Source organism: Jutongia huaianensis (assembly GCF_014384985.1).
Classification (GTDB): Bacteria; Bacillota; Clostridia; order Lachnospirales; family Lachnospiraceae; genus Jutongia; species Jutongia huaianensis.
In genome coordinates this window covers 280,088-304,409 of the sequence record NZ_JACRSX010000001.1, presented here as the reverse complement: position 1 = coordinate 304,409, position 24,322 = coordinate 280,088, and the positions used below count along the sequence as shown (strand labels likewise).

Annotated in this window: 21 protein-coding genes; 18 read left to right on the top strand and 3 right to left on the bottom strand. The window is 44.2% G+C overall.

Going from position 1 to position 24,322, the window contains the following annotated elements:
• Positions 1 to 7: 7 nt before the first annotated feature.
• Positions 8 to 1,465, top strand: a complete 1,458-nt coding sequence (locus tag H8704_RS01285) for an alpha-L-fucosidase (RefSeq protein ID WP_118677681.1) — start codon at positions 8 to 10, stop codon at positions 1,463 to 1,465.
• Positions 1,466 to 1,624: 159 nt separating this feature from the next.
• Here the strand turns inward: H8704_RS01285 and H8704_RS01280 are convergent, their stop codons facing one another.
• The gene (locus tag H8704_RS01280; RefSeq protein ID WP_022305209.1) at positions 1,625 to 1,825 is read right to left on the bottom strand and encodes a cold shock domain-containing protein; all 201 of its coding nucleotides are present in this window, start codon (positions 1,823 to 1,825) and stop codon (positions 1,625 to 1,627) included.
• A 119-nt stretch (positions 1,826 to 1,944) separates the two neighbouring features.
• Positions 1,945 to 3,786 (bottom strand): ABC-F family ATP-binding cassette domain-containing protein, encoded by a 1,842-nt coding sequence (locus H8704_RS01275; RefSeq protein WP_118677679.1) that lies wholly within the window; start codon positions 3,784 to 3,786, stop codon positions 1,945 to 1,947.
• A gap of 161 nt (positions 3,787 to 3,947) precedes the next feature.
• Here H8704_RS01275 and H8704_RS01270 point away from each other — a divergent pair, with 161 nt between their 5' ends.
• The 9 genes from H8704_RS01270 to H8704_RS01230 all read left to right on the top strand — a co-directional run bounded on the left by H8704_RS01270 (position 3,948) and on the right by H8704_RS01230 (position 13,306).
• A complete protein-coding gene (locus H8704_RS01270) occupies positions 3,948 to 4,388 on the top strand; it encodes an acyl-CoA thioesterase (RefSeq protein WP_022465207.1) in 441 nt (146 codons plus the stop codon).
• A 5-nt stretch (positions 4,389 to 4,393) separates the two neighbouring features.
• On the top strand, positions 4,394 to 6,166 hold the full coding sequence (locus tag H8704_RS01265; protein ID WP_249296990.1) for an aryl-sulfate sulfotransferase: 1,773 nt from the start codon (positions 4,394 to 4,396) through the stop codon (positions 6,164 to 6,166).
• Positions 6,167 to 6,299: 133 nt separating this feature from the next.
• The gene (gene fsa / locus H8704_RS01260; RefSeq protein WP_022465205.1) at positions 6,300 to 6,956 is read left to right on the top strand and encodes a fructose-6-phosphate aldolase; all 657 of its coding nucleotides are present in this window, start codon (positions 6,300 to 6,302) and stop codon (positions 6,954 to 6,956) included.
• Positions 6,957 to 7,046: 90 nt separating this feature from the next.
• On the top strand, positions 7,047 to 7,877 hold the full coding sequence (locus tag H8704_RS01255; protein WP_022465204.1) for a transketolase: 831 nt from the start codon (positions 7,047 to 7,049) through the stop codon (positions 7,875 to 7,877).
• 12 nt (positions 7,878 to 7,889) lie between these two features.
• The gene (locus H8704_RS01250; protein ID WP_249296989.1) at positions 7,890 to 8,834 is read left to right on the top strand and encodes a transketolase family protein; all 945 of its coding nucleotides are present in this window, start codon (positions 7,890 to 7,892) and stop codon (positions 8,832 to 8,834) included.
• 295 nt (positions 8,835 to 9,129) lie between these two features.
• Entirely contained in the window at positions 9,130 to 11,037 is a 1,908-nt protein-coding gene (locus H8704_RS01245) for a beta-propeller domain-containing protein (protein ID WP_249296988.1), read from the top strand.
• Between the two features lie 132 nt (positions 11,038 to 11,169).
• Entirely contained in the window at positions 11,170 to 12,243 is a 1,074-nt protein-coding gene (gene spoVAD, locus H8704_RS01240) for a stage V sporulation protein AD (protein WP_249296987.1), read from the top strand.
• Between the two features lie 62 nt (positions 12,244 to 12,305).
• Positions 12,306 to 12,659 carry a stage V sporulation protein AE gene (gene spoVAE / locus H8704_RS01235; protein WP_249296986.1) on the top strand — a complete coding sequence of 118 codons (354 nt, stop codon included), beginning with the start codon at positions 12,306 to 12,308 and terminating at the stop codon, positions 12,657 to 12,659.
• Positions 12,660 to 12,832: 173 nt separating this feature from the next.
• Positions 12,833 to 13,306 carry a DUF6465 family protein gene (locus tag H8704_RS01230; RefSeq protein WP_249296985.1) on the top strand — a complete coding sequence of 158 codons (474 nt, stop codon included), beginning with the start codon at positions 12,833 to 12,835 and terminating at the stop codon, positions 13,304 to 13,306.
• A gap of 106 nt (positions 13,307 to 13,412) precedes the next feature.
• Here the strand turns inward: H8704_RS01230 and H8704_RS01225 are convergent, their stop codons facing one another.
• A complete protein-coding gene (locus tag H8704_RS01225) occupies positions 13,413 to 13,622 on the bottom strand; it encodes an alpha/beta-type small acid-soluble spore protein (protein WP_022465197.1) in 210 nt (69 codons plus the stop codon).
• Positions 13,623 to 13,905: 283 nt separating this feature from the next.
• Between H8704_RS01225 and scfA the strand changes: the two genes are divergently transcribed.
• From scfA to H8704_RS01185, 8 genes are all read left to right on the top strand, one after another.
• Positions 13,906 to 14,058, top strand: coding sequence for a six-cysteine ranthipeptide SCIFF (gene scfA / locus H8704_RS01220; protein ID WP_022305223.1), 153 nt, complete (start codon positions 13,906 to 13,908; stop codon positions 14,056 to 14,058).
• 94 nt (positions 14,059 to 14,152) lie between these two features.
• Positions 14,153 to 15,532 (top strand): thioether cross-link-forming SCIFF peptide maturase, encoded by a 1,380-nt coding sequence (gene scfB / locus H8704_RS01215; protein WP_249296984.1) that lies wholly within the window; start codon positions 14,153 to 14,155, stop codon positions 15,530 to 15,532.
• A gap of 127 nt (positions 15,533 to 15,659) precedes the next feature.
• Entirely contained in the window at positions 15,660 to 16,580 is a 921-nt protein-coding gene (locus H8704_RS01210; protein ID WP_249296983.1) for a DHH family phosphoesterase, read from the top strand.
• 131 nt (positions 16,581 to 16,711) lie between these two features.
• A complete protein-coding gene (locus H8704_RS01205; RefSeq protein WP_249296982.1) occupies positions 16,712 to 17,542 on the top strand; it encodes a hypothetical protein in 831 nt (276 codons plus the stop codon).
• A gap of 394 nt (positions 17,543 to 17,936) precedes the next feature.
• On the top strand, positions 17,937 to 18,329 hold the full coding sequence (locus H8704_RS01200) for a hypothetical protein (protein WP_249296981.1): 393 nt from the start codon (positions 17,937 to 17,939) through the stop codon (positions 18,327 to 18,329).
• An 84-nt stretch (positions 18,330 to 18,413) separates the two neighbouring features.
• Complete coding sequence (locus tag H8704_RS01195) at positions 18,414 to 21,107, top strand: hypothetical protein (RefSeq protein WP_249296980.1); 2,694 nt, start codon at positions 18,414 to 18,416, stop codon at positions 21,105 to 21,107.
• A gap of 43 nt (positions 21,108 to 21,150) precedes the next feature.
• Positions 21,151 to 23,271: an ABC transporter permease gene (locus H8704_RS01190; protein WP_249296979.1), complete on the top strand. Its 2,121-nt coding sequence runs from the start codon at positions 21,151 to 21,153 to the stop codon at positions 23,269 to 23,271.
• A gap of 66 nt (positions 23,272 to 23,337) precedes the next feature.
• The gene (locus tag H8704_RS01185) at positions 23,338 to 24,201 is read left to right on the top strand and encodes an ABC transporter ATP-binding protein (RefSeq protein WP_249296978.1); all 864 of its coding nucleotides are present in this window, start codon (positions 23,338 to 23,340) and stop codon (positions 24,199 to 24,201) included.
• Positions 24,202 to 24,322: the final 121 nt, after the last annotated feature.

Genomic DNA, 24,322 nt, shown 5'->3' with positions numbered 1-24,322 from the left:
AAAAAGAATGACACCACAGCAGAAATATTTAGACATTGTGGATGAGGTGATCGCAAAGGGTCCATTTAAACCGGACTGGGTATCCCTCTCTGATTATGAGACACCAAAATGGCTCAAAAACGGTAAATTCGGTATATTTATTCACTGGGGGCTGTTCAGTGTACCGGCATTCAATAATGAGTGGTATTCCAGAAATATGTACATCCAGAGTATGGAGGAGTGGCAGCATCACAGAGATACTTTTGGAGAGCATACGAAGTTTGGTTACAAGGATTTCATTCCGATGTTTACAGCACCGAAGTTCCAGCCGGAGGAGTGGGTGAAGCTGTTTAAGGAAGCCGGTGCAAGATATGTGATGCCGGTGGCAGAGCATCATGACGGATTTCAGATGTATGACAGTGAGATCAGTGAATGGAACAGCGTCAAGATGGCGATGAAGCGTGATGTGCTGGGAGAGATGAAGGCAGCGATCGAGAAAGAGGGACTGACCTTCTGTGAATCAAATCATCGTGTAGAGCATTCCTTCTTTATGGGACATGGCAAGGAGTTTGACAGTGATATTAAAGACCCTATGAAGTTAGGTGATTTTTATTATCCGGCAATGCCGGAACCGGACAATCAGGATCTGTTCAGTCCGGCACCTCCACAGGATTTTATGGAGGACTGGCTTGCAAGAAACTGTGAGCTGGTGGAGAAATATCATCCAAATATGGTTTACTTCGACTGGTGGATCCAGCATGATTCCGTAAAACCATATCTGAAGAAGTTTGCGGCATATTATTATAACCGTGGTCTGGAATGGGGACAGCAGGTGACAATCTCCTACAAGCATGATGCTATGATGCTGGGAACCGGCGTTCTCGATATGGAGCGTGGCCATTTCGCAGAGGCAAAGCCATTTACGTGGCAGGCAGATACCTCGATGGCTTACAATTCATGGTGTTATACGGAGCAGAATCGTTTTAAGCCAACGGTAGAGATCATACAGGATCTGGTAGATATCGTCAGCAAGAATGGATGTCTTCTGCTAAATGTCGGACCGAAGGCAGATGGAACTATCTGTGATGAGGAGATTAAGATCCTTAAAGAGATGGGTGAGTGGATGAGTGTCAACGGAGAGGCAATCTACGATACACATCCATGGCGTATTCAGGCCGAGGGAAGTACCAAGGGTGTAGAAGGTATGTTCTCCGAGGAAGGCCGTCAGGCGTATGGCAAGGACGATATCCGTTTTACATGCAAGGCAGACTATATTTACATTATTGCCATGAAGCAGGAAGGTGCCGACGTGGTTGTAAAATCTATGGGAGAGGACAGCAAGGACTTCCATGGAATTATTCTGGAGATGAAGGCACTGGGATATGATGAGCCGGTCACATATGAGCGTGACGCGGATACCATGACGATCCATGCACCATTTGTACAGAGTGATATGCCGGTGGTATATCGGATGAAACTGAAATAATGAAATATAGAATAGAAAAGAGAAAGGCTGATACATCATTTGATGTATCAGCCTTTTGTTACACCTCAAAGCTATGTCCAGATAATTTTGCAATAAAAAATTTATTAGAAAACTAAAATGGTTTATGCCATGAATATAACGTCTGTCTGTTGTCTGCAATTAACCAAGCTTAACAACGTTAGCTGCCTGTGGTCCCTTTTCTCCGTTTACAACGTCGAACTCAACCTCTTCACCCTCGTCAAGAACCTTGAATCCGTCCATCTGGAGTGCTGAGAAATGTACGAATACATCCTTGCCAGTCTCGTCAGAGATGAAACCAAAACCCTTCTTTGCGTTAAACCATTTAACTGTACCCTTCATAGTAGTGCCTCCTAAAATAATGAAAAAATTTTGTAACCTGTGTGAGCACAGATTCAACAACAGTTTTAATCTACCATATTCACCTGTTCCTGTCAATGTAAAACAAATGAAAAGCAGTGCTAATTTTTATCAATGCCAAGTTCCTGGGCAAGCTCCTCCAGATACATCCATCGATCCATTTTCTGTTCCAATTCCTGGGAAAGCTTCTCTTTTTCTTCGGATAATTTTGCGAGCTGTACGAAATCGCTGGCTGCCCGGGTCATTTCGGTGTCGATCGCGTCCAGATGTTCCTCTATGGCAGCAATATCGTCTTCAATGGTCTCGAAATCCTTTTGCTCCTGATAGGTCATTTTTTTCTTTTTGGTCTGTCCGTCCTTCCAGTTGTTGCGGTTTACGGTTTTGGCTGTCTCTGCTTCTGACGGTGCTTTGGAAACGGAGTTATTTGTGTGACCGTCAGCCGCTGTATTTTTAGCTTCACAGGCATGAAGGTAGTCGGTATAGCCGCCCTCGTACTGAACCAGTCTGCCATCCTCTTCATAGGAAAAAATCCGGCGTACCACACGATCCAGAAAATAGCGGTCATGGGAAACGACTGCTACGATACCGTCAAAGTGATCCAGATAATCCTCCAGAATGGTCAGAGTGGCAATGTCCAGATCATTGGTTGGCTCATCAAGAAACAGGACATTTGGGGCTTCCATGAGAATACGGAGCAGATAAAGACGCCGCTTCTCGCCACCAGACAGTTTTTTGATCAAGGCATACTGCATATCTCCCGGAAACAGAAAGCGTTCCAGCATGGCAGAGGCTGTGATCAGAGAACCGTCCGGCTGGCGGATGTATTCCGCGCCGCTGCGGACATAGTCGATCACTCGCATGTTTTCATCCAGTGCTTCATTTTCCTGGGAAAAATATCCGATCTTGACAGTCTGCCCGATCGTTACGGTGCCGCTGTCGGGTTCAACGGAACCGGCAATGATCTTCATCAGCGTAGACTTGCCGCAGCCGTTGGGACCGATAATACCGATCCGGTCATCCCGCAGGAAGATATAAGAAAAATCATGGATCAATGTACGATCTCCGTAAGATTTTGTGATATGTTCCAGCTCCACGGTGGTTTTACCAAGACGGGAGGAGACAGATGCCATTTCCACGGAGCTGTCGCGAACAGGTGCCGCAGTATCCCTCAGTGCTTCATAACGTGCGATGTGTGCTTTCTGTTTGGTAGAACGGGCTCTGGCTCCCCGCTGCATCCAGGCAATCTCCACCCGCAGCAGGCTCTGGCGTTTCCGTTCCGTTGCCATTTCAATCTCTTCTCTCTGAGCCTTTCGTTCCAGATATCCCAGATAATTGCAGCTATAGCTGTAAAGCTTGCCTTTGTCGATCTCCACGATCCGGTTTACTACGCTGTCCAGAAAATAACGGTCGTGAGTGATCATGATCAGGGCGCTTTTTGTATTTTTCAGAAAGGTTTCCAGCCATTCCGCCATAGCGCTGTCGAGATGGTTTGTAGGCTCGTCCAGGATCAGAATATCAGAGGGAGTCAGAAGAGTGCGGACCAGAGCGATCCGTTTGCGCTGGCCGCCGGAAAGCTCTGTGATATTCTGGTTTAACTGTGTAATCCCAAGTTTCGTGAGCATGGACTTAGCATCGGCCTCATAATCCATGGGACTGCCGGAAATATCGTCTGCCAGAGGCAGAGCGGCAGTCAGGGCATCAAAGCTTTCCGGAAAAACCGGGTTCTGGGGAAGGTAGCCGATACGCAGGTTTCTTCCCATAATGACAGTACCTTCATCCGGTTCCTCCCTGCCGGCAAGAATCTTTAAAAGGGTCGATTTGCCGGTTCCGTTGATGCCGATGATCCCGACCTTCTCCTGTTCGTTGAGGGAGAAGGAGGCGTCATCAAATAATTTGCGTTCTGTATAAGAATGTGTTAAATGTTCTGCTGTGATCAGATTCATAAGTAATCTCCATTTCCTTTTTCATTGACACGACACGGGAATCCTTTATAATAAAGAAAAGAATAAACCTGTGATGATGAAAGCATACAAAATTTTGCTGCTCTCATCATATGATAACCGTAAAGATTTATTCTGTCAAAATATGAAATGAGGGGGACAGTATGAAAAAATATAGTCGTTCGGTAAATTATTACGAGACGGATCAGATGGGAATCGTGCATCATTCCAATTATATCCGCTATTTTGAGGAGGCAAGGCTTCAATGGATGGACGAGATCGGCCTTTCCTACCGGGGGCTGGAGGAGCGGGGCATGATCATTCCCGTTACCTTTGTGGATTGTCAATATAAACAACCGGTTCGTTTTGGGGATAAGATCTGCATTTCGGTTCGTATGGCAAAGTTTGACGGATTGAAAATGGAATTTGCATATGAAGTGCGTGATGAGATAACCGGGGAGCTGCGCAGTACCGGAAGGACCGGTCATTGTTTTCTGGACCGGGATATGCACCCGGTACTGATCCGCAAGAACGCTCCGGAGTTGTATGATATTATGTTAAATGCTCTTCGTGAGGATGGAGGAGCAGGTAGAAAGGGAATGTGAAACGGATGAAGAAAAAGCTGTTAACCATATTGATCACCAGCCTTGTGATGATCGCGGGGATGGGAGCATTTTTGTGGAAGATGAATTCCGTGAACCGGCAGCAGGAAAAGAAAAAGGCTGCCCTTCTGCAGGAGGAGATGGACACGGACACGAAGGATAAAGCACTGGAGGATGTGGATAAGCTGGAGCTGCAGACGCTGTATCTGTCTGGAGACAAGAAAAATGTAGTCACCAGAGAGTACGGAAGCGTGGATGCCATTTACAACAAGGCAAAATCTGCTGCGGCAGAGGATATGCTGACAGATATCAAGAAAAAACGGGACTATTCAGAGGAGGATCCTCTTTGGGCGTATAATCCGTATGGAACGAATCCGGAGTCTTTATATATGTATTTTAAGAGCAAAGGCAGATTTTACTGCAGATATACAGTTTCTGTGGATGATGACAAGATTCCGGACTTTACACGGACGCTGGATAACGGAGCCTCCGGTAATGTTGCAATGGAGCATGAATACCAGATCATTGGACTGGTACCGGACAAAACAAATTATCTGATCTTTAGGCTGTACAATAAAAAAGACGAGCTGGCCAATACCCTGTACTATAAAGTGGATATGCCCAAAAGTTACAGTGGAGCACAGACCATTTTGAAGCTGGAAGAGGGCAGAAGCAAAACACCTTTACAGAATGGACTTTATACGGTGTTTGCAGGGACAGGCACTAAAAAGCAGGCAGTGCTTTTGTATGACAACAGCGGTGTTTTACGCGGAGAATTCCCGACGAAGGAAATCGGCTATAATATGGAGCAGATTTACGATACGCTGGTGTATGAGGTGGATGACAATACTCTTGCCCGCGTGAACGAACTGGGGCAGGTAGTGGATTGTCTGGAAATTCCACTGCATCATATCTATGGAGAGTTTGCCTACGATGGAGCCGGAGCCGTTTATGTACTGGCACAGCCGGTACAGCGTTCCCAATCTCTGGGAAGTGTGGTCAAGGTTGAGGTAAATTCCGGGGATGTATCAGATGCACTGGATTTATCGGATATTCCATCTCTGGTAAAGCTGGTCAAGCGGGCGGACAAGAGCGGAAAGCTGAAGGGCAGAAATTATATGGCACCGGACTCCGTTCAGGTGACAGGAATCAACCAGTTATTGCTGGGGTCTTCCAAATATTCTACGATCATGAAAGTGAGTAATGTCAACAGTTTAATGCCAAAGCTGGATTATATGATGACGGATCAGAAATTGTGGAATATATCCGGCAAAGGAAAAGCTATGAAACGTCTTCGCAAAAAGCTTCTCACAAAGGCACTGGCAGATGGTCAGGCGGAGCCGACACAGGCGACACCGATCGTTAATTCGATCCTTGACAGCGGAAAGACAACTACGCCGGAGCTGTTCCGGTCACAGTATGGACAGAATGCACTGGTCGTAGAAAAAAGCAGTAATCTGGCAGAGGGACAGTATTATGTCGGTATGCTGAATAATAATGCCGGCAGGGGAACTTCCGGACAAAAAAACAATTCATATTATTATAAATATCTTGTGGATGAGTCGGCGGGGACATATGCTCTTCTGGAAAAGGAACGTCTTACCTGGAATGAAAAGGGTGGTAATGTGACACCGTACGATGAAAGTTTCTTATATTGCCGCTCCGGGGATCATATTTTTGAAGAAACAGGCAAAGACGGCAGACAGATCCGTTCTTTCCATGTCAAGGGGGCATTGTACAGAGTTTACAAAAATGACTGGAAAGGATTCTGGTTTTATTGACAAAATGACGAAAAGAAAACGCTATTTTTGTTGACCATGCACGAGAAAAGAGGTATACTAAAAGCAGTAGTTTGTATGTTATGCAATGAGCAAATGGCGTATGAAATCACTAAGAAAGAGGAGGAACATTAAAATGAAATTTTTTGTTGACACAGCAAAGATCGAAGACATCAAAAAAGCAAATGATATGGGTGTGATCTGTGGTGTAACTACAAATCCATCCCTGATCGCAAAGGAAGGCGGCAAAAGCCAGGAGGAGATCCTGAAGGAGATCGCTTCCATCGTGGATGGTCCGATCAGTGGTGAGGTTAAGGCAACAACGGTTGATGCAGAGGGAATGATCGCAGAGGGACGCGAGATTGCAAAGCTTCATCCAAACATGGTAGTAAAGATTCCGATGACTGTTGAGGGTCTCAAGGCTACAAAGGTTTTGGCTTCTGAGGGTATCAAGGTAAATGTTACATTGATCTTCTCTGCCAATCAGGCACTTCTGGCGGCCAGAGCAGGTGCGGCATATGTATCACCATTCCTGGGACGTCTGGATGATATCTCACAGCCGGGTATTGATCTGATCGAGACCATTACAGCTATTTTTGATAACTATGGTATCGACACAGAGATCATCGCAGCAAGCATCCGTAATCCGATCCATGTAACGGACTGCGCTCTTGCAGGTGCTGATATCGCAACTGTTCCGTATTCTGTGATTGAGCAGATGACAAAGCATCCGCTGACAGATCAGGGTATTGAGAAGTTCCAGAAGGAATATCTTGCCGTATTTGGTCAGTAAGCAGTATGAAGAGCTCTTTCCAGGGACATAATATGTCATCCGGGAGTACATCACTTTATACAAAAATGTAAAGACAGAAAGGAAAATAAAATGGATACATTAGCATTAAAGAAAACTGCAAATGAGATTCGTAAGGGCATTGTGACAGCAGTACACAGTGCAAAATCCGGTCATCCGGGCGGATCCCTTTCTGCAGCAGACATTTTAACATATCTTTATTTTGAAGAAATGAATGTAGATCCAAAGGATCCAAAGAAAGCAGACCGTGACCGTTTCGTACTTTCCAAGGGTCACATTGCACCGGCACTTTATGCCACATTAGCGGAGAAAGGATATTTTCCGAAGGAGGATCTTAAAACACTTCGTCATGTTGGATCTTATCTGCAGGGACATCCGGATATGAAGCATATTCCGGGAGTTGATATGTCAAGCGGTTCCCTGGGACAGGGAATTTCCGCAGCCGTTGGTATGGCACTGTCCGCAAAGCTGGACAATGCAGATTACCGTACCTATACACTGTTAGGTGATGGAGAGATCCAGGAGGGTCAGGTCTGGGAGGCTGCAATGTTTGCAGGTGCCCGCAAGCTGGATAATCTCGTAGTGATCGTAGATAATAATGGACTCCAGATTGATGGAGATATTGCAGATGTATGTTCACCATATCCAATCGCTGAGAAGTTTAAAGCATTTAATTTCAATGTGATGGAGATTGATGCCCATGATTTTGATCAGATCGCAGATGCTTTCAAGAAGGCAAGGGCTACCAAGGGAATGCCGACAGCGATCATTGCAAAGAGTATCAAGGGTAAGGGCGTAAGCTTCATGGAGAATCAGGCAAGCTGGCATGGTTCTGCTCCAAATGATGAGCAGTATGCACAGGCAATGGCTGATCTGGACAAAATCGGTGAGAGCTTAAAGTAAAGGAGGATGAACATGGCTGACGTAAAGAAAATCGCGACGAGAGAAAGCTACGGAAATGCGTTGAAGGAATATGCAGAGGAATATCCAAACCTTGTAGTGCTTGATGCCGATCTGGCAGCAGCAACCAAGACTGCAATCTTCAAAAAGGCGTATCCGGACAGACATATAGATTGTGGTATTGCAGAGTGTGATATGATGGGGATTGCAGCTGGTCTTGCAACAACAGGAAAGATTCCGTTTGTAAGCTCCTTTGCAATGTTTGCAGCGGGACGTGCTTTTGAGCAGGTTCGTAATTCCATTGCATATCCGCATCTCAATGTAAAGATTGGTGCAACACATGCCGGTATCTCCGTAGGAGAGGATGGAGCAACCCATCAGTGCTGTGAGGATCTGGCATTAATGCGTACAATCCCTGGAATGATCGTAATGAATCCATCAGATGATGTGGAAGCAAAGGCTGCCGTAAAGGCTGCTTTGGATCATGATGGTCCTGTATATATCCGTTTTGGCCGTCTGGCTGTGCCGGTGATCAATGACAGACCGGACTACAAGTTTGAGATGGGAAAGGGTGTTGTTCTCCGTGAGGGTAAGGACGTGACTATTATTGCAACAGGTCTTGAGGTTGGAGAGTCTCTGGAGGCTGCCGAGAAGCTGGCAGCAGACGGCATCTTTGCTAAGGTGATTAATATTCATACGATTAAACCGTTGGATGAGGATCTGGTGGTTGCTGCAGCCAAAGAAACAGGCAAGGTTGTTACGGTAGAGGAACATTCTGTTATTGGCGGTCTGGGAAGCGCAGTCTGTGACTGTCTTTCTGCAAAGGCACCGACAAAGGTTATGAAGATCGGTGTTAATGATACCTTTGGTGAGTCCGGTCCGGCTGTAGAACTGATCAAGAAATATGGTCTGGATGCAGACAGCATTTATGCAAAGGTTAAGGCATTTGTTGCAGAGTAAGATTTGAATTTTAACAGCGGTCTGATCCATAAGCTGTGATCAGCGTAGGGAAAATATCATTTCGCTGTACAGAATAAAAACGGGGTTTGTACAAAAACGTACAAACCCCGTTTTTGCGTAACAGGAAAAGTTTTAGTTGAAAATTTTTTCATTCGGTGCAACATTTTCTGTTCTGGGGACACAGTTTAATAGGAATTCCAAATGGGAAACGATAAAAGACGGAAAACGTGCCCTTGGGGGAACGGGATGCAAATGTTTTTTTGCATCCCGTCAGGGGGCAGAAATGGAGTGGCCTATGAAAATGACAGAAACAGAGAGATTGATCGGTATGCGGATGGAACAGGTGATGCTTCGCAGACACCGTTGGGGAAAAAAGGTTTTGGCAGGGTCAGTGGTGATCTGGCTGGTGTTGGTGATTTTGCTTTGCAGTGTCTTTTTTGGAAAAAGGAGAGGGGAATACACAACCGATATTCCATGTGTTTCAAGCTATCATGAGATATACCGGTATTTTTCGGGACTGCTGGAGAAGCAGGACCGCTATATGCTGGAGGATGGGGGAAACCTGACGGCACTTATGAAGTCCTCGTCATCGACGGGAGGAGTGAATGGTTCTGCTGTCCAGGTAGGAAGATCGGTGGAAACATATACTTCGATGAATCAACGGGAGAAAGGGATCGGAGAAGCAGATTATGCCGTGACGGATGGCCAATGGATCTATACATTATCCAGTAAGAAAAAGCAGCATACAGTTCATATATTCCGGCCGGATGGAAAGAAAACGCAGGAGGTGCAGAGCATTCCCGTTCCGCTTCCGGAGGGCAGAGATGGAAAAAGATACAAGCTTTACCGTTCGCCGATTTGGGAGGAATATAATGCAGAGCTTTATGTCAGCGGAAATATTCTGACAGTTGTGGAGGAGATTCAGGGAAATTTTGAATGGGATATAAAGACAGTGGCATATTTTTATGATATCTCCGATATGGAGCATCCGAAGGAAATCAGACATACGATACAAAACGGAAATTATAATACGCTGCGGGAATATGATGGTATGTTATATCTGGTGACACAGCAGATAAAGGTTCCGGTGACCGCTATGAAAGAGGAGAATAAAGATCGTTATATTCCGGGGCTGGACGGGGAGCTTTTGGGAACGCAGAATATTATATTGCCGCCGGACTCGGATGGAAATGCCTATACCATGGTGAGCTCGTGGAAATTATCCGGAGATGTGCAGAGACAGGATGTGAAGGCAGTGATTGGAAGGTATCTGGACGTATATATGACAGAAAGTAATTTATATCTTTCGACGACGCTTTATGCGGATACGGATAAAAAAGAAAAATACGATCAGACCCGTATTGTAAAACTGCAGTTGTATCAGGGGCGTCTGATCGGAGACAAAACCGAGACTATGCAGGGAACGATCACCAGCAGCTTTGGAATCCAGGAGCGGGGGGATAAGCTGTATGTGATCACGCAGATCCTTCATTATCAATATGAGGATGATCCGGATATGATTGGTGCCGTTATTGGCAGCACAGAGGTGTGTGCTTATGCCTTTGATGAGAATTTCCGGCTATTGTCAAAGCGGAAGAATATTGCGAAAGATGAAGATATTAAGGCGGTTCGTTTTTTGGGGGATATGGGTTATGTAGTGACTTATCAGCAGCGGGATCCTCTTTTTAGCATTGACTTTTCTGATCCGGAGAAATTGAAGGTAGTGGATAAGATCGAAATGCCCGGTTTTTCCGGTTATCTTCATCCGGTGAAAGATGATCTGCTTTTGGGGATCGGGGAAGCAGAGGACGGAAATGCTAAAATTTCACTGTACGATATTACGGACAATAACAAACTCAGCATTTATGATGAAAAGGAAATAGATCATATAAAATATAACAATGTACTGGAGGATTACCGGAAAATTTTTATTGACGAAGAAAATAATATAGCAGGCTTTGGCGGGACAGACTATGGAGACAGTGATGACGAGAAAGAGGAGAACCGTGAGCAAAATTATTATGTATTATATCATTATGACAGAGATGGAAAGCTGCAGCAAATAGGAGAATATCCTGTAAAAAAAGAATACCGGGGATTCATAAATCAGAAATTTATCGGGATGCGGATCGGAACGTGGTTTTATGTAATTCCGGAGGCAACCTCTCGACAGGAGGATATGGAGATTGTCCCATATTCTTAGGAAAGCTCTTGAAGTTTTCTAAAAAATATAACCGGCATCTTTTCTGATCTAATCATGTATAATTGCCATCTTCAATGGAAAAAATAGGCATAAAAGACCTGTGCATTTTTTGTACAGGAAAGGAGGTGCCGGATGGCGAAAAAAGAAATCGGAAAACAAAGTGTAGAATTTGACTGTCCGCCTCTGATCGTAGGGGCGGCGTCTGTTGTAGGGGAAAAGGAAGAGCAGGGACCCTATGGAGAATATTTTGATCATGTGATCAGGGATCCTATGGCTGGGCAGGACACATGGGAGGAGGCAGAGGAGCGTTTTCAGCAGATGGCTGCGGAGATGGCGATTGAAAAATGCGGACTGGAAAAAAAGGACATTCGATATGTTGTGGCGGGGGATCTGCTGGGACAGTTGATCGCATCCTCCTTCGGACTGATGAATCTGGATATTCCCATTTTTGGTGTGTACGGAGCCTGCTCTACCATGGGAGAATCGCTGGCGATCGGATCAATGTTAGTGGACGGTGGATTTGCGGACCGGGTGGTAGCTCTTACCTCCAGTCATTTTGCAAGTGCGGAAAAGCAGTTTCGTTTTCCTCTGGGATATGGTAATCAGCGTCCGAAAGCGGCAACCTGGACCGTGACAGGGAGCGGGGCAGTTGTACTTTCCTCCCAGTTTGATACCAAAAAGAAGTTGGAAGGAAAAACCAATGTCCAAAAAATCGTACAAGTCCGGGGCGTGACCACAGGGAAGATCGTGGATTACGGAGTAAAGGACAGTATGAATATGGGAGCATGTATGGCGCCGGCAGCAGCAGATGTGATCGCGGCAAATCTGGAGGATTTTCAGAGAAAGCCGGAGGATTATGATCAGATCATTACCGGTGATCTGGGACAGGTCGGCAGACAGATCCTGCTAGATATTCTGGAAGCAAAAGGCTATGATATTGCGTCCCGTTATATGGACTGCGGTATTGAAATTTACAGGGGTGATCAAAATGTCCAGTCTGGTGGCAGCGGCTGCGGATGCAGTGCTGTTATGCTGACCGGATATATTTTGCAGAAGCTTCAGAAGCAGGAATGGAAACGTGTTTTATTTGTTCCCACAGGGGCACTTTTATCGCCGGTAAGTTTTAATGAAGGAAAAAGTGTTCCGGGAATTGCGCATGGTGTCATATTGGAAAGTGCGGAGGAAAGATCAGAAAAGAAATCATAAAATCCGAAAGATATTTTTTGGAAAAATCATTCAATAATTGTCATGAAAAAGGAGAACGAAAAATGAATTATATATGGGCATTTATCGTGGGAGGATTAATCTGTGTGGCTGTGCAGATTTTGATGGATAATACAAAATTACTGCCGGGACGCATTATGGTAATTCTGGTGTGTACCGGAGTAATTCTTGGTGCGCTTGGCTGGTACGAGCCTTTTGAAAAATGGGCGGGTGCCGGAGCAACAGTTCCGCTGCTTGGTTTTGGCAATGTTTTATTTCGTGGTATGAAAGAAGCGATTGACAAAGAAGGATTTATTGGATTATTTAAGGGCGGTTTTACAGCATGCTCCGTGGGAGTTTCCGGAGCGTTAATTTTTGGTTATATTGCCTCGTTGATTTTTAAACCAAAAATGAAATAAAATCCACTGGAAAAACAAGGCAATATTTATAATTTTTTTGAGGAAAATTCAAATAATTATACAATAGTAACAAAAATTGAAAAAAGGGTTGAAACTTTTCGAAAAACGCTATAAACTTCTTATCGTAGAACGAATTGTTGATTTTTTCTTTAGTTATGAAAGGGAGAAGTATTATGGCAGATAAGAAAAATACTACCGCAAAAAAAGAGACAGTAGCAAAGACAAACACAGCAGCAGCGATTGCAGCTACCGTAGCAAAGAAGGCAGAGCCGGCAGCTCCTGTAGCAAAGACAGCAGATACAACAGCAAAGAAGACAGAGGCACCGAAGACAGCAGAGAAAAAAGCTCCTGCAAAGAAGGCTGAGGCACCAAAGAAGACAGCAGCAAAGAAAGCTGAGCCAAAGAAGCGTGGAAGAAAGCCTGCAGCAAAGAAGGCTGAGCCTCGTGTTCAGGAAGTATACTTTGAGTTTGACGGCAAGCAGGTTGAGGCTGGCCAGGTTGTATCTTTGATCGAGCAGGCATACAAAAACGAGGGTCATCAGATTGGACGTATCAAGGATCTGAAGGTTTACATCAACTCTGAGGAAGGCAAAGCATATTATGTCATCAACGGAGACGATGGTGAAGGAAAATACATCGAGCTGTAAGATTTGTTTTAAAATATACAAAGGGCTGAGGTTCTTTAGAATCTCAGCCCTTTTTCCATGGTCATTCATGGAAGATATTGGGATGTTGTGTCCCGGTTACAGGTGATTATTTACCTGCCATAGACTCTTCCTGGCGCTTGATCATCTGACGAACCATCTCGCCACCAACAGAACCATTCTGTGCAGAAGTAAGGTCACCGTTATATCCACCATTCTTAAGTGGTACTCCTAACTCGCTGGCAACCTCCATCTTAAACTTATCCATAGCTTCCTTTGCCTGTGGAACTTCCATTCTTGAACTCTGACTGTTTGTCATTTTTTTCTACCTCCTTGAAATTGTTTTGCCGATTGATTTCATTCTGTATATACAGATTCATATCTTTTTCGGCGGGATAGGCTTTGTTGTTTGCTTATCCTGATTTCTATTATCTGCAAATGCACTCAAATTATTTTGCCAGTTTATTCCTTTTGCAATAACAAGATCTTGACGGAAAAAATACTTATTGCAAAATTTTCGTCAAATGGTTGAATTTTTTACGGGATGTGGTAAAATAGAATAAATAATTGTGTTTAGAACTTATGAAAGGATGGAGGATATCATGAAGCATATTCAGACATTAAACAAAGCAAACTTAAGCGAGTCCGCAAAGAAGGGCGGCTGTGGTAAGTGTCAGGCATCTTGCCAGTCTGCATGCAAGACATCTTGTACTGTAGGAAATCAGAAGTGTGCAAGAGAGGATGACGACAAATAATTGTTGTGATTGCTGAAAGCTGATAGCTGCTGCAATTTATTGCAGCAGCTATTTATGTGTTGTCAACATATTAGAAAGAGTAAAGAGGACAAAAATGATTCATAAATTTAAAGCAAAGGATTTAAATATTGTATTGGATGTAAATAGTGGCGGTGTTCATCTGGTGGATGATATGACATATGATCTGCTGGATTATATTGAGGAGCCGTTAGAGGAGACTTGTCCGCAGAAGGCGCTGGATGAGCTTAGCGGCAAGTATACGGTAGAGCAGTTGAAGGAATGTTACGGAGAGATTCTGGAACTGTACCATGATAAGGTACTGTTTAGCGGAGATCCATATGCCGTTTATGCAGAGACGGCGATCAATTCTCCGATCAAGGCAATGTGTCTTCATATTTCCCATGACTGCAATCTCCGCTGCAAATACTGCTTCGCCTCCACCGGTGATTTCGGTACGGGACGTAAGCTGATGCCTTTGGAGACTGCAAAGGCTGCGATTGATTTTCTTTTGGAGAAATCTGTGGGCAGAGAAAATCTGGAGTTGGATTTCTTTGGTGGAGAGCCGCTGATGAATTTTGATGTAGTAAAGCAGACCGTAGCGTATGCAAGAAGCAAAGAGAAGGAATATGGCAAGAATTTCCGTTTTACCATTACGACGAATGGTATGCTTTTGGATGATGATGCCATTGATTTTATCAATAAGGAAATGTACAATGTGGTTCTTTCCATTGATGGACGTAAGGAGGTCAATGACCGTATGCGTGTTCGTGCCGATGGCAATGGAAGCTATGACCGCATCGTAAAGAATTTCAAGAAGCTGGTGGAAAAGCGCGGCGATAAGGAATGGTATGTCCGTGGTACTTATACCAAGTATAATCTGGATTTCTCTGAGGATGTATTCCATTTGTATGATCAGGGCTTTGACCAGATTTCTGTGGAGCCTGTTGTGGAGGATCCAAAGGTAGAATATGCCATTACAGAGGAGGATCTGGATCAGATCTGTAAGGAATATGACCGTCTGGCAGACCGTTTGATGGAATTAAAGAAAAACGGCGGATTCCTGAATTTCTTCCATTTTATGATCGATCTGGAGCAGGGGCCATGTGTGATCAAGCGTCTTCGTGGCTGTGGCAGCGGAAACGAGTATGTTTCCATTACGCCGGATGGAGATATTTACCCTTGCCATCAGTTTGTTGGCCATGAGGAGTATTGCATGGGTAACATCGAGGACGGCACCTTCAATGAGGAGATCAAGAAGGAATTTGCCGGAGCTCATGTTTATTCTAAGCCATCCTGCCAGAAATGCTGGGCAAAATTCTATTGCAGCGGTGGATGCAATGCAAATAATTACATTTATAACGGAGACATTCACAAGGTACATGAGATGTCATGCAAGATTCAGAGAAAGCGTCTGGAGAGTGCTATTTTGATCAAGGTATGTGAGATGCTGGAGAAGGCCGGCACACAGGAATAAAAGACAGAAAATGCAGATTTTTATTGCCCTGTTTATTTGTGTATAGTATACTTATAGTATATGCATGGACAAAACATTGGTTTTGGCGGAAGATTTATACGTGACAGATAGGAATGGAGGTATTATCATGAGGTTAGTAACGAGATCAGATTTTGATGGATTAGCATGTGCGGCTCTTTTAAAAGAGGCAGGAATTATCGATCACTGGAAATTTGCCCATCCAAAGGATCTGCAGGATGGATTGATTGAGATCACAGAGGATGATTGTCTTGCAAATGTTCCTTATGTAGAGGGCTGCGGACTTTGGTTTGATCACCACTCCAGTGAGCATGAGAGACAGCAGCTTGCAGGAAAGTATAAGGGAGAGAGCCGTATTACCCCATCCTGTGCACGTATTATTTATGAGTATTATGGTGGCAAAGAGAAGTTTCCACAGTTTGACGATATGATGGAAGCTGTTGATAAAGTAGATTCTGCAAATCTTACGATTGATGAGATCCTTCACCCGACCGGATGGATCCTGGTTGGATTTATTATGGATCCCCGTACCGGACTGGGACGCTGGCGCAATTTCCGCATCCCAAATTATCAGTTGATGGAGGAGCTGATCGATGCCTGCCGTACCATGACCACAGAGCAGATTCTTGCGCTTCCGGATGTGGTAGAGCGTATTGAGATTTATCATGAGCAGTCCGAGAAGTTCCAGGAGATGGTAAAGGCATATACCCGTGTGGAGGGAAACGTAATCATTTCTGATCTTCGCGGTGTAGATCCGATCTACTCCGGCAATCGTTTTATGATCTATAGTATGTATCCGGAGCAGAATATTTCCTGCTGGATCGTAAATGGAAAAGGCGGCAAGGGATGTTCCGCAGCCGTTGGTTACAGTATCTTAAATAAGACCTCCGATGTGAATGTGGGAAGCCTGATGCTCAAGTATGGCGGCGGTGGTCACAAGGCGGTTGGTACCTGCCAGTTTTCCGATGAAAATATGGATACAGAGTTACCAAAGATGTTAGATGAACTGATTGCAATGTCCAACAAATAATTAAAACAGAAATGAAACATAGGGACAGATTTTTCACTCATTGAAAAGCCTGTCCCTGTTTTTGTCCGCACAATAGAGATTACAGCTCCGGTGTGCAGACATATTTACACTTACATATCAGGAGGATTAAAATGGTTTTAATGTTAATGGTTGTGCTATGTTACACCATATGCTCTCTCAGTGACAAATATGCAGTTGCAAAAATAAAATTTAACGGAAATGAGCTGACCTTTTTGATGGCAGCAGCCACAGCTCTTTTTATGACATTTACCCTTCCCTTTGTGGATACCCGTGTGATATGGGGGATTCCGGCGGTTGCAGCAATCCTGCTGCTGACGGCATCCAAGATGCTGGAGTTTCAGATGTCTGCTTTGATCCTGCAGGATATGTCCGCATTTGAACTCAAGGCATGGCTGGGGATCTGTCTGTTTGTGTCCTATTTTACGGACATAGTGATGAAGACCCAGAGTTTTTCATGGCTTCGTCTGGGATTTATTGCAGTGACAGTGATTGGGCTGGTTCTGATCGCACAAGCCGGCAGAAAGAAAATACGCTATGGAAAGATCGTCCTTCCGTTGATCGTTTATCTGGCGGCAAAATATGGATATGGACTGGTGATCGCAGCAGCAGAACCGTATATATCTTCAACCATGTGTCTTTATTTTGCGCTGATCCTGCTGGCGTTGATCCTTCTTCCTATGGCACATCCGGTCCGGATCTTCCGGGAAAAACGAAACGGCGGTCTGTTTGTGGTATTGACAAAGATTCCGAATGTTGCCGGTCTTTTAGGAGAGAATGCAGTGATCGCCGTGAGTCTGGCGAATTACTCCTTTATTCAGCCGATGATATTGGTTGTGCTTTTCTTTTGGGGAATTGCCCGGAAGGAGGAGGAACACGATCTGCTCAGTGTGCTGGGAGGAATTGTGTGTATTGTAGGAATTGTGGGATTTCAGTTTGTTTAAAAGATATCAATGATTGCAAGCTTTTAGGGAAAATATCGTTTGATGCGGTATTTTCCCTTTTTTTGAGTGATACTTATATAAAAATAGCTTGACAATTAAAAGAAAGTGAATTAAATTTATAGAGAATGGTCTACAAATATAGAGAGAAAGAGTGTCGTTATGAAAATTAAACGTATGAAACTGTCAGATTGTGAAAAATAGCGATGAAATATATATGAGATGCGGGAAAACAGGTTACATGCTTCCAAATCAGGGAGATACAGAGTATATGTGAAAAACGAAAGTGGCAGCAAGGTCAGAATACAAGGATTTTACAGATGTAACTAAAAGTAACTGTATTCAGATGTTTTATCTTATACTGGTGAAAATTATTATGATGGAGGAGGAATTTATTATGAAGAAAAATCTAAAAAAATTTAGTGCAAGTTTATTGCTAGGTGCATTGATTATGTGTGGAACCTTTGGAGCTACAATTGTTAATGCGGCTAGTACATCATTTAAAGTTGGAGGAAATACAGTTAATTGTCATCTATCTTGTAATAGTACAAATGTACAAGCTGTTACACAGTCCACATCATCAGTTAGTTGTGGTGTTCAGCTGTCCTATCAGTTTTACAGTACAAGTTCAGGAAGTTTCGATGCTGTTGTGAATATGCCGAAAAAAACAGGAAATGCACAGGCTAACATTACGAAAAATTATCCGTCAGGAAAAAGCTGCAATTATGCATATAGTGTGCATTATGGAAATTCAAAATCAAAAAATTTAATGGTAGGAACGATAAGATAGAGCATATTTTTATAGTAATGGGGGGAAGGGGGACTCTCCTTCTCTCTATTATTGTAAATGGCATTTTTAAGTTGGAGGGATTTGATGAAACAGAGGGCAAGGGTCAAGATTTTTGTATTGCTTGCAGGGATTCTGTGTTTGGCATTTCTGGTGGGGAGTATCGTGGTTCAGAATCTGCCGGAGGGATTCAGTCAGCAGTCAAAAGAAAAAAAGGAGACTGCTTTTGATGGAATATCGTCATATGTAATGGGAGCTGCCTATGGAAGCAGCGGAGAGTATTATAAGTCAGAGAATGATTTTCTATATTATCTGGATGCGTCAACTGGGGAAAAATCCATTGTATGCACAAAAACGAATTGTGAGCATGAGGCAGGAAAGTCGGAGGGCTCTTTGGAGCGGACGGAATGTGAGGCGGATTTTAGTCATATCAGTGCATATATACCCCATGGGAATAAGCTGTATTATGTTCCTGCAGATCCATTGGGGAAAAATGCACCATGGGAGATTTGGGAGCAGGATCTGACCGGTGGCGGTCAGAAGAAGATAGTGGAAATTGATGAGAAAGAGAACACTTCTATAACTATCTTCAACATACAGTGCGATGGTTTGTATATGGTGGTTTCGTTTGAGGAGGCAGGATATTACAACGAAAAAGGAGAGTACATAGAGTATGATAGCTATCGTACAAAAGCGGGAATTTATATTATCAATATGAATGACTGGAGCTTTCAGCGGGTCTATCTAACACGGGATGAGAAGGATAATGCATTTGGAAAAGACGCCAGACCTTATATATCACAAATAAGTCTTGGAAGTGAAGATGTATCGCTCTATTGCTTATATTATGATGAGAATTTTGATGGAAAGAAAATAAATAAACTACCGGAAAAAAAGCAGATAAATTACCTGGATAAACATTTACATTTTATGCAGGTGGATGTTTCTCTTTCGGACGGAGAAATGGAAAATGCGCAGTCCTTTGACGAAAATCATGATTTTGTTTATGCGGGAAACTGGTGTATGATACAGGATTACTATGGAAATTTCACGGCGAAACAATTTCGGGGCGGGGAAGGAAACAGTATCGTGGTTTACCATTCGCCGGAAAATGAAGAAAAGGAATACGATAGCGGATACAGAGGCGTGGCCGTGACAGAGCGCAGTGTGTTATATACGATTTATGACAAAAAGAGGGATGTTCTTGACTGGTATCGGTATGATCGGGAAACGGGACAGTCAGAATGTCTGGCAAAATCGGAGGCTTCCGTGGTTCCGCAATATGCCACGAATGAGTATGTTTATGTAATGATATTTTGGTCGGATGATGATTATGAACACTATGCTATTCCGTTGAAAGAGCTGGAGAAGGGAAAATATCAGTTCCCGGAAAAGTCAGAAAAAAAGAAAATCCAGGAAAAGCAGGATATAAAGAATAATGATCCGGAAGATACTGTAGTCTGGGGGGTCCAGAGTAATCAGCTTCCATCGGCAAATGCCGTTTCTCAGATCAATCATTATCTGAAAAAGAGCGGGTATGACTTTAAGGTGGAATTTATCAGTGCTTTGGAGAATGATCCGGATAAGCTTGCCCAAAAGTATCCGCAGGTAGATATTTTGCAGGTACCGTCATCTATGGTTTATAATAATCGTTCTGCCGATGCCCTGAAATCGGGATATTATGAACCACTGTCCGATTTTTTGGATAATGGCGGCAAAAAGCTGAAAAAACGGTTCAGTGAGACGGAATGGAAACAGGTGGAGGTCAATCGGGAAATCTATTCTGTGCCGAGTTCTATGCTGGATTATGAGGGAATCTATATTGCATACAATAAAAAGCTGAAGGGGAAGGACGGTTTCAAAGAGGCAGATACGCTGGAAAAGGTAGAAAAGATAGTGAGTGGAACAGAAGTGAAGGCGAAGTATCCGATCATCTTATTAAATAGTCTGGAGGATGGTAATCTGTCCGGTTTTGCTGACAGTGATTATTGCCTGGGACTGGCACTGGATCATCAGACGAAGAAGTCAGAGCTATGGTATGAAAGCAAAAAGGTTCGTGCCGTATACGAGAGATTTCATACCTGGTATCGGAGAGGATGGCTGTCAGAGGAGAATTATATAAGCAGTACGGCAGGAGAGGATACTGCGGCATGGGAGCAGGGGACTCTGCAGAGTGGTGACTGGCTGGTGGCAATCGGTTATGGAGCTTGCAGCGAGGATATTCAGAAAATGTCCTGCGAGATTGTCCGGCCAAAGCAGACGGTATTTTCAAAGGCAAACATGTCCACCGGTGTGGCATCGGCATCAAACTGTAAGGAACAGGCAGAAAAGTTTCTGGAACTGGCATATACGGATCAGAAGATTGCTGATCTGATGCTGTATGGTGTGCAGAAGGGAAATTATCAGGTGAAGGATGGCGTGGTCAGCAATTATTCGCAGGAGCTGCAGACAACATTTTCTTTTCTGAGAATGAATTTTGGAAATCAGATTGCAGCAACGCCGCTGGATACAGATGGGGAATCCGGCAAATCGGAAAATCGCAGGAAATATTTTCAGTCATATAATGTAACCGAGTCACCGTTGATCGGCTTCCAGCCGGATGCCGGTGATTACGAGAAGGATCTGGAGAACTATATTAATGCAATGCGAAAGGGAGAGGATATCTGGCATGCGCAGAACTTTGACCGGGAGTATGACAGTATGGTGAAGAAGCTTGCCACTAAGAGGATGAAACAGTACCGGGATGATGTGGAAAAGCAGATCAAGGCGTGGGAAGGGTAGAAGATGAATAATTACAGCATTTGAAAAGCAAGGTGGAGTAGGTATGTGGAGAGAGCATAAAAAATTGTGGAAGCAACGGGCGGTGGCAGTGTTTGTAGTGGCAGGACTTCTACTGAATCTGTTTTTGCTGTTGCGGAGTGAGTACAGCCGTCAGTCATGGATGGAGCCGACGGTATCCTGTTATCGCAGCATATACCATGAGATCAAAGGGATGGAGCCGGCACAGGCAAAAAGCTATCTGAAGAAAAAGTCAAACAATCAGAATATAGAGTATGAACGAAGAATTGGTTATGAGACGATGCTTGACGAAATATCCCGTGCTGGCAGCTATGACGATTATCTGGAGGAGCGGGAGAAGGATTATTCTAAAAGTAAGGTGTTTGAAGGTTTTCGAAAAAGCAGTAAATACGATCGGAAGGATGCTGCAAAGGTTATGAAAATGCTGCGGCAGTTTCAAGGAAGTACAGTGCAGATCGTTCCTTCCAGAGGCTGGGCAATGATCCTTCTGTTTTTTCAGACGGATATTGCCGGTCTGGTGACCTTGCTTGCCGCTGCAGCCGTTTCCTTTATGCAGGAGAAGGAACGGGGAGAATATTTTTTTATCCGTACAATGAAAAGGGGGCGGGAATCGTTTATTATTTATAAAGTATTGGCACTTTTGCTGTTTACAATGGAGGTGATGCTGCTCCTTTATCTGGAAAATATCCTGGTGGCATGGAAATTGTATGGACTGGGAGATTTAAATGCCTGTCTGCAATCCGTAAATGGATTTATTGGAACCGGCGTGGCAGCAGATTTAAAAGAAAGTATTGTCCTGTTTTTGGGACTGAAACTGCTGGCGTATTTTGTGAGTATGCTGTTAATATTATTCCTGATGACGGTCTGTGGTACATCGCAGAAATTGTATATCTGTCTGGCGGTGATCTTAGGGGGAAGCAGTCTGGCATATTGGGGAATATCAGCGAATAGCTGGGTGTCTGTTTTGAAGTATGTGAATCTCATAGGCTTTCTGCATACGGGCGAAATGATGGCAGTATATCGGAATATTGGACTGTACGGTTTTCCGGTCAGTTATATTACAGTGGGGATCGTGTTTTTTATTGTAGCGGGTATTTTACTTTTTTCGGGAACTGTATTTTTCTTCTGTGACCAGAAAATTGTATCCCGTGCCAAACGCCATATTCTGTCACAGGGGAAGCGGCAGAAAAAAATACGGGGATATCGTTTATTTTACGGGGAAACAAAAAAGATACTGTATTATCAGAGAGTGCTTTTGATGATATGCATATTTGCAGGAGTGATCTGGTGGAACTATACAGCGGTACATTCTCTGTATGATGATGAATCGGATGTCTACTATAAGGAATATGTGGATCAGGTGTCCGGATCGTATACGAAGGTTTCTGCCAAAAAAATAAAACAGTGGCGGGAGGAGAGACTTGCTCTGGAAAGGCAGATCCACAAGGAAAAACGGAAGGCGGCTACGGATGAACTGAAATCAATTGTGGAATCGGGATATGCCAGGGAACGCAAAAGAACAGAGGGTTTTCAGGTGTTGATGAATCACATCAGCTATATTTCCGGGATTTCGAATGGAGGACTCTTTTACGAGAGAGGCTACGAGCAGCTGACGGGGTATGAGATGGCATGGAAACGGGATGCGGTGCTGGCATTGGAGGGCGTTCTTATGGTGATCCTTACGGTGGCAGGGATTTATTCCCGGGAATATGAAACGGGAATGATGCGGCTGCTGCGGACAATGCCTGGGGGAAGGCAGGAGTTGTGGAGTGCCAAGCTTTGGATCGGCATGGGAATTGTTACAGTAATCTATGGAATTATCTATGGAAGTGAATTTTATCGTATCTTAAGTGCTTTTGGAACAAAGGGCTGGAACTGCTCCGTGGCAAGCATGGCCCACATTCCGATGTATCTGTCGGGACTGGCGGTGGTGGACTATCTGGCGTTGATCTCTGTCATGCGTTATCTGGGATTTTTCCTGGTAATGGCTGCGGTTTACCTGATCTCCAGCCGTGCGAAAAGCTTTATTATGACAGTGGTATATAGTATTTCTATATTTGCGCTGCCCTTAGTTTTGTATCTAAGTGGAGTGAAGGTTTTCAAATATGTACTGCTTGATCCGCTGCTTTTGGGAAATATATTTTGATGCTGCCGGAGGCTGAGTATTTTTCCATTTTAAGGATGGAATAAATGGGAAAGGAGTTTAAAGCGTATGGAGATTACAATCTCTCATCTGACGAAACGGTTTGGGGATAAAACAGCACTGGATGACGTGAGTCTGGTGCTGGATTCCGGTGTACATGCTCTGCTTGGACCAAATGGGGCAGGCAAAAGTACGCTGATCAATATTTTGACGGACAGCATTGTGCGGGATCAGGGGGAGGTGCTGTGCAATGACCATGAGATTACTAAGCTGGGGGCAAAATACAGGGAGCTGTTAGGATACATGCCACAGCAGCAGAGACTTTATGAAAATTATACGGCAGAAGAGTTCTTGAAATATATGGCGGCGGTCAAGGGGATTGCCCCGGCAACAGCCGGAAAGCAGATTGCGGAGCTTCTGCAGGTGGTCAATCTGTGGGAAGTGCGGCGCAAAAAGGTGGGAGGCTTTTCCGGAGGAATGAAGCAGCGTGTTCTGCTGGCACAGGCACTTCTGGGGAATCCACGTCTGCTGATCCTGGATGAGCCAACGGCGGGGCTGGATCCCAGTGAGCGGATCAATATACGAAATTATATTGCCGCTGTGGCACAAAAAATGATCGTGCTTTTTGCGACGCATGTGGTCAGCGATATTGAGTGCATTGCCAAGGATGTGATCCTGATACGGGATGGAAGGATCTGTCAGAAGGGCACGCCGGTGGAGCTGATCGAGAGCATACAGGGGAAGGTAGGGGAACTGCCATGTGATCTGGATAGTCTGGAAAAGCTGCAGGAGAGGTACTGCACCGGTAATGTTTATCAGAGGCGGGAAGGACTTCGTGTGCGGATCGTGGGGGATGAGCTGCCGGAGGGATGCCTGCCGGTGCGGGACAGTATTGACCTTGAGGATGTGTATATGTACTACATAAATAAATGAATGGTTTTATAATTGAGTAGATATAACTGTTTGACAATAGGTGTTAAATGAAATCTTCTTATATAGAAAGTATTTTAGAAGCATATAAACAGGCAACTTTATATAGTATTACTTTGAAATA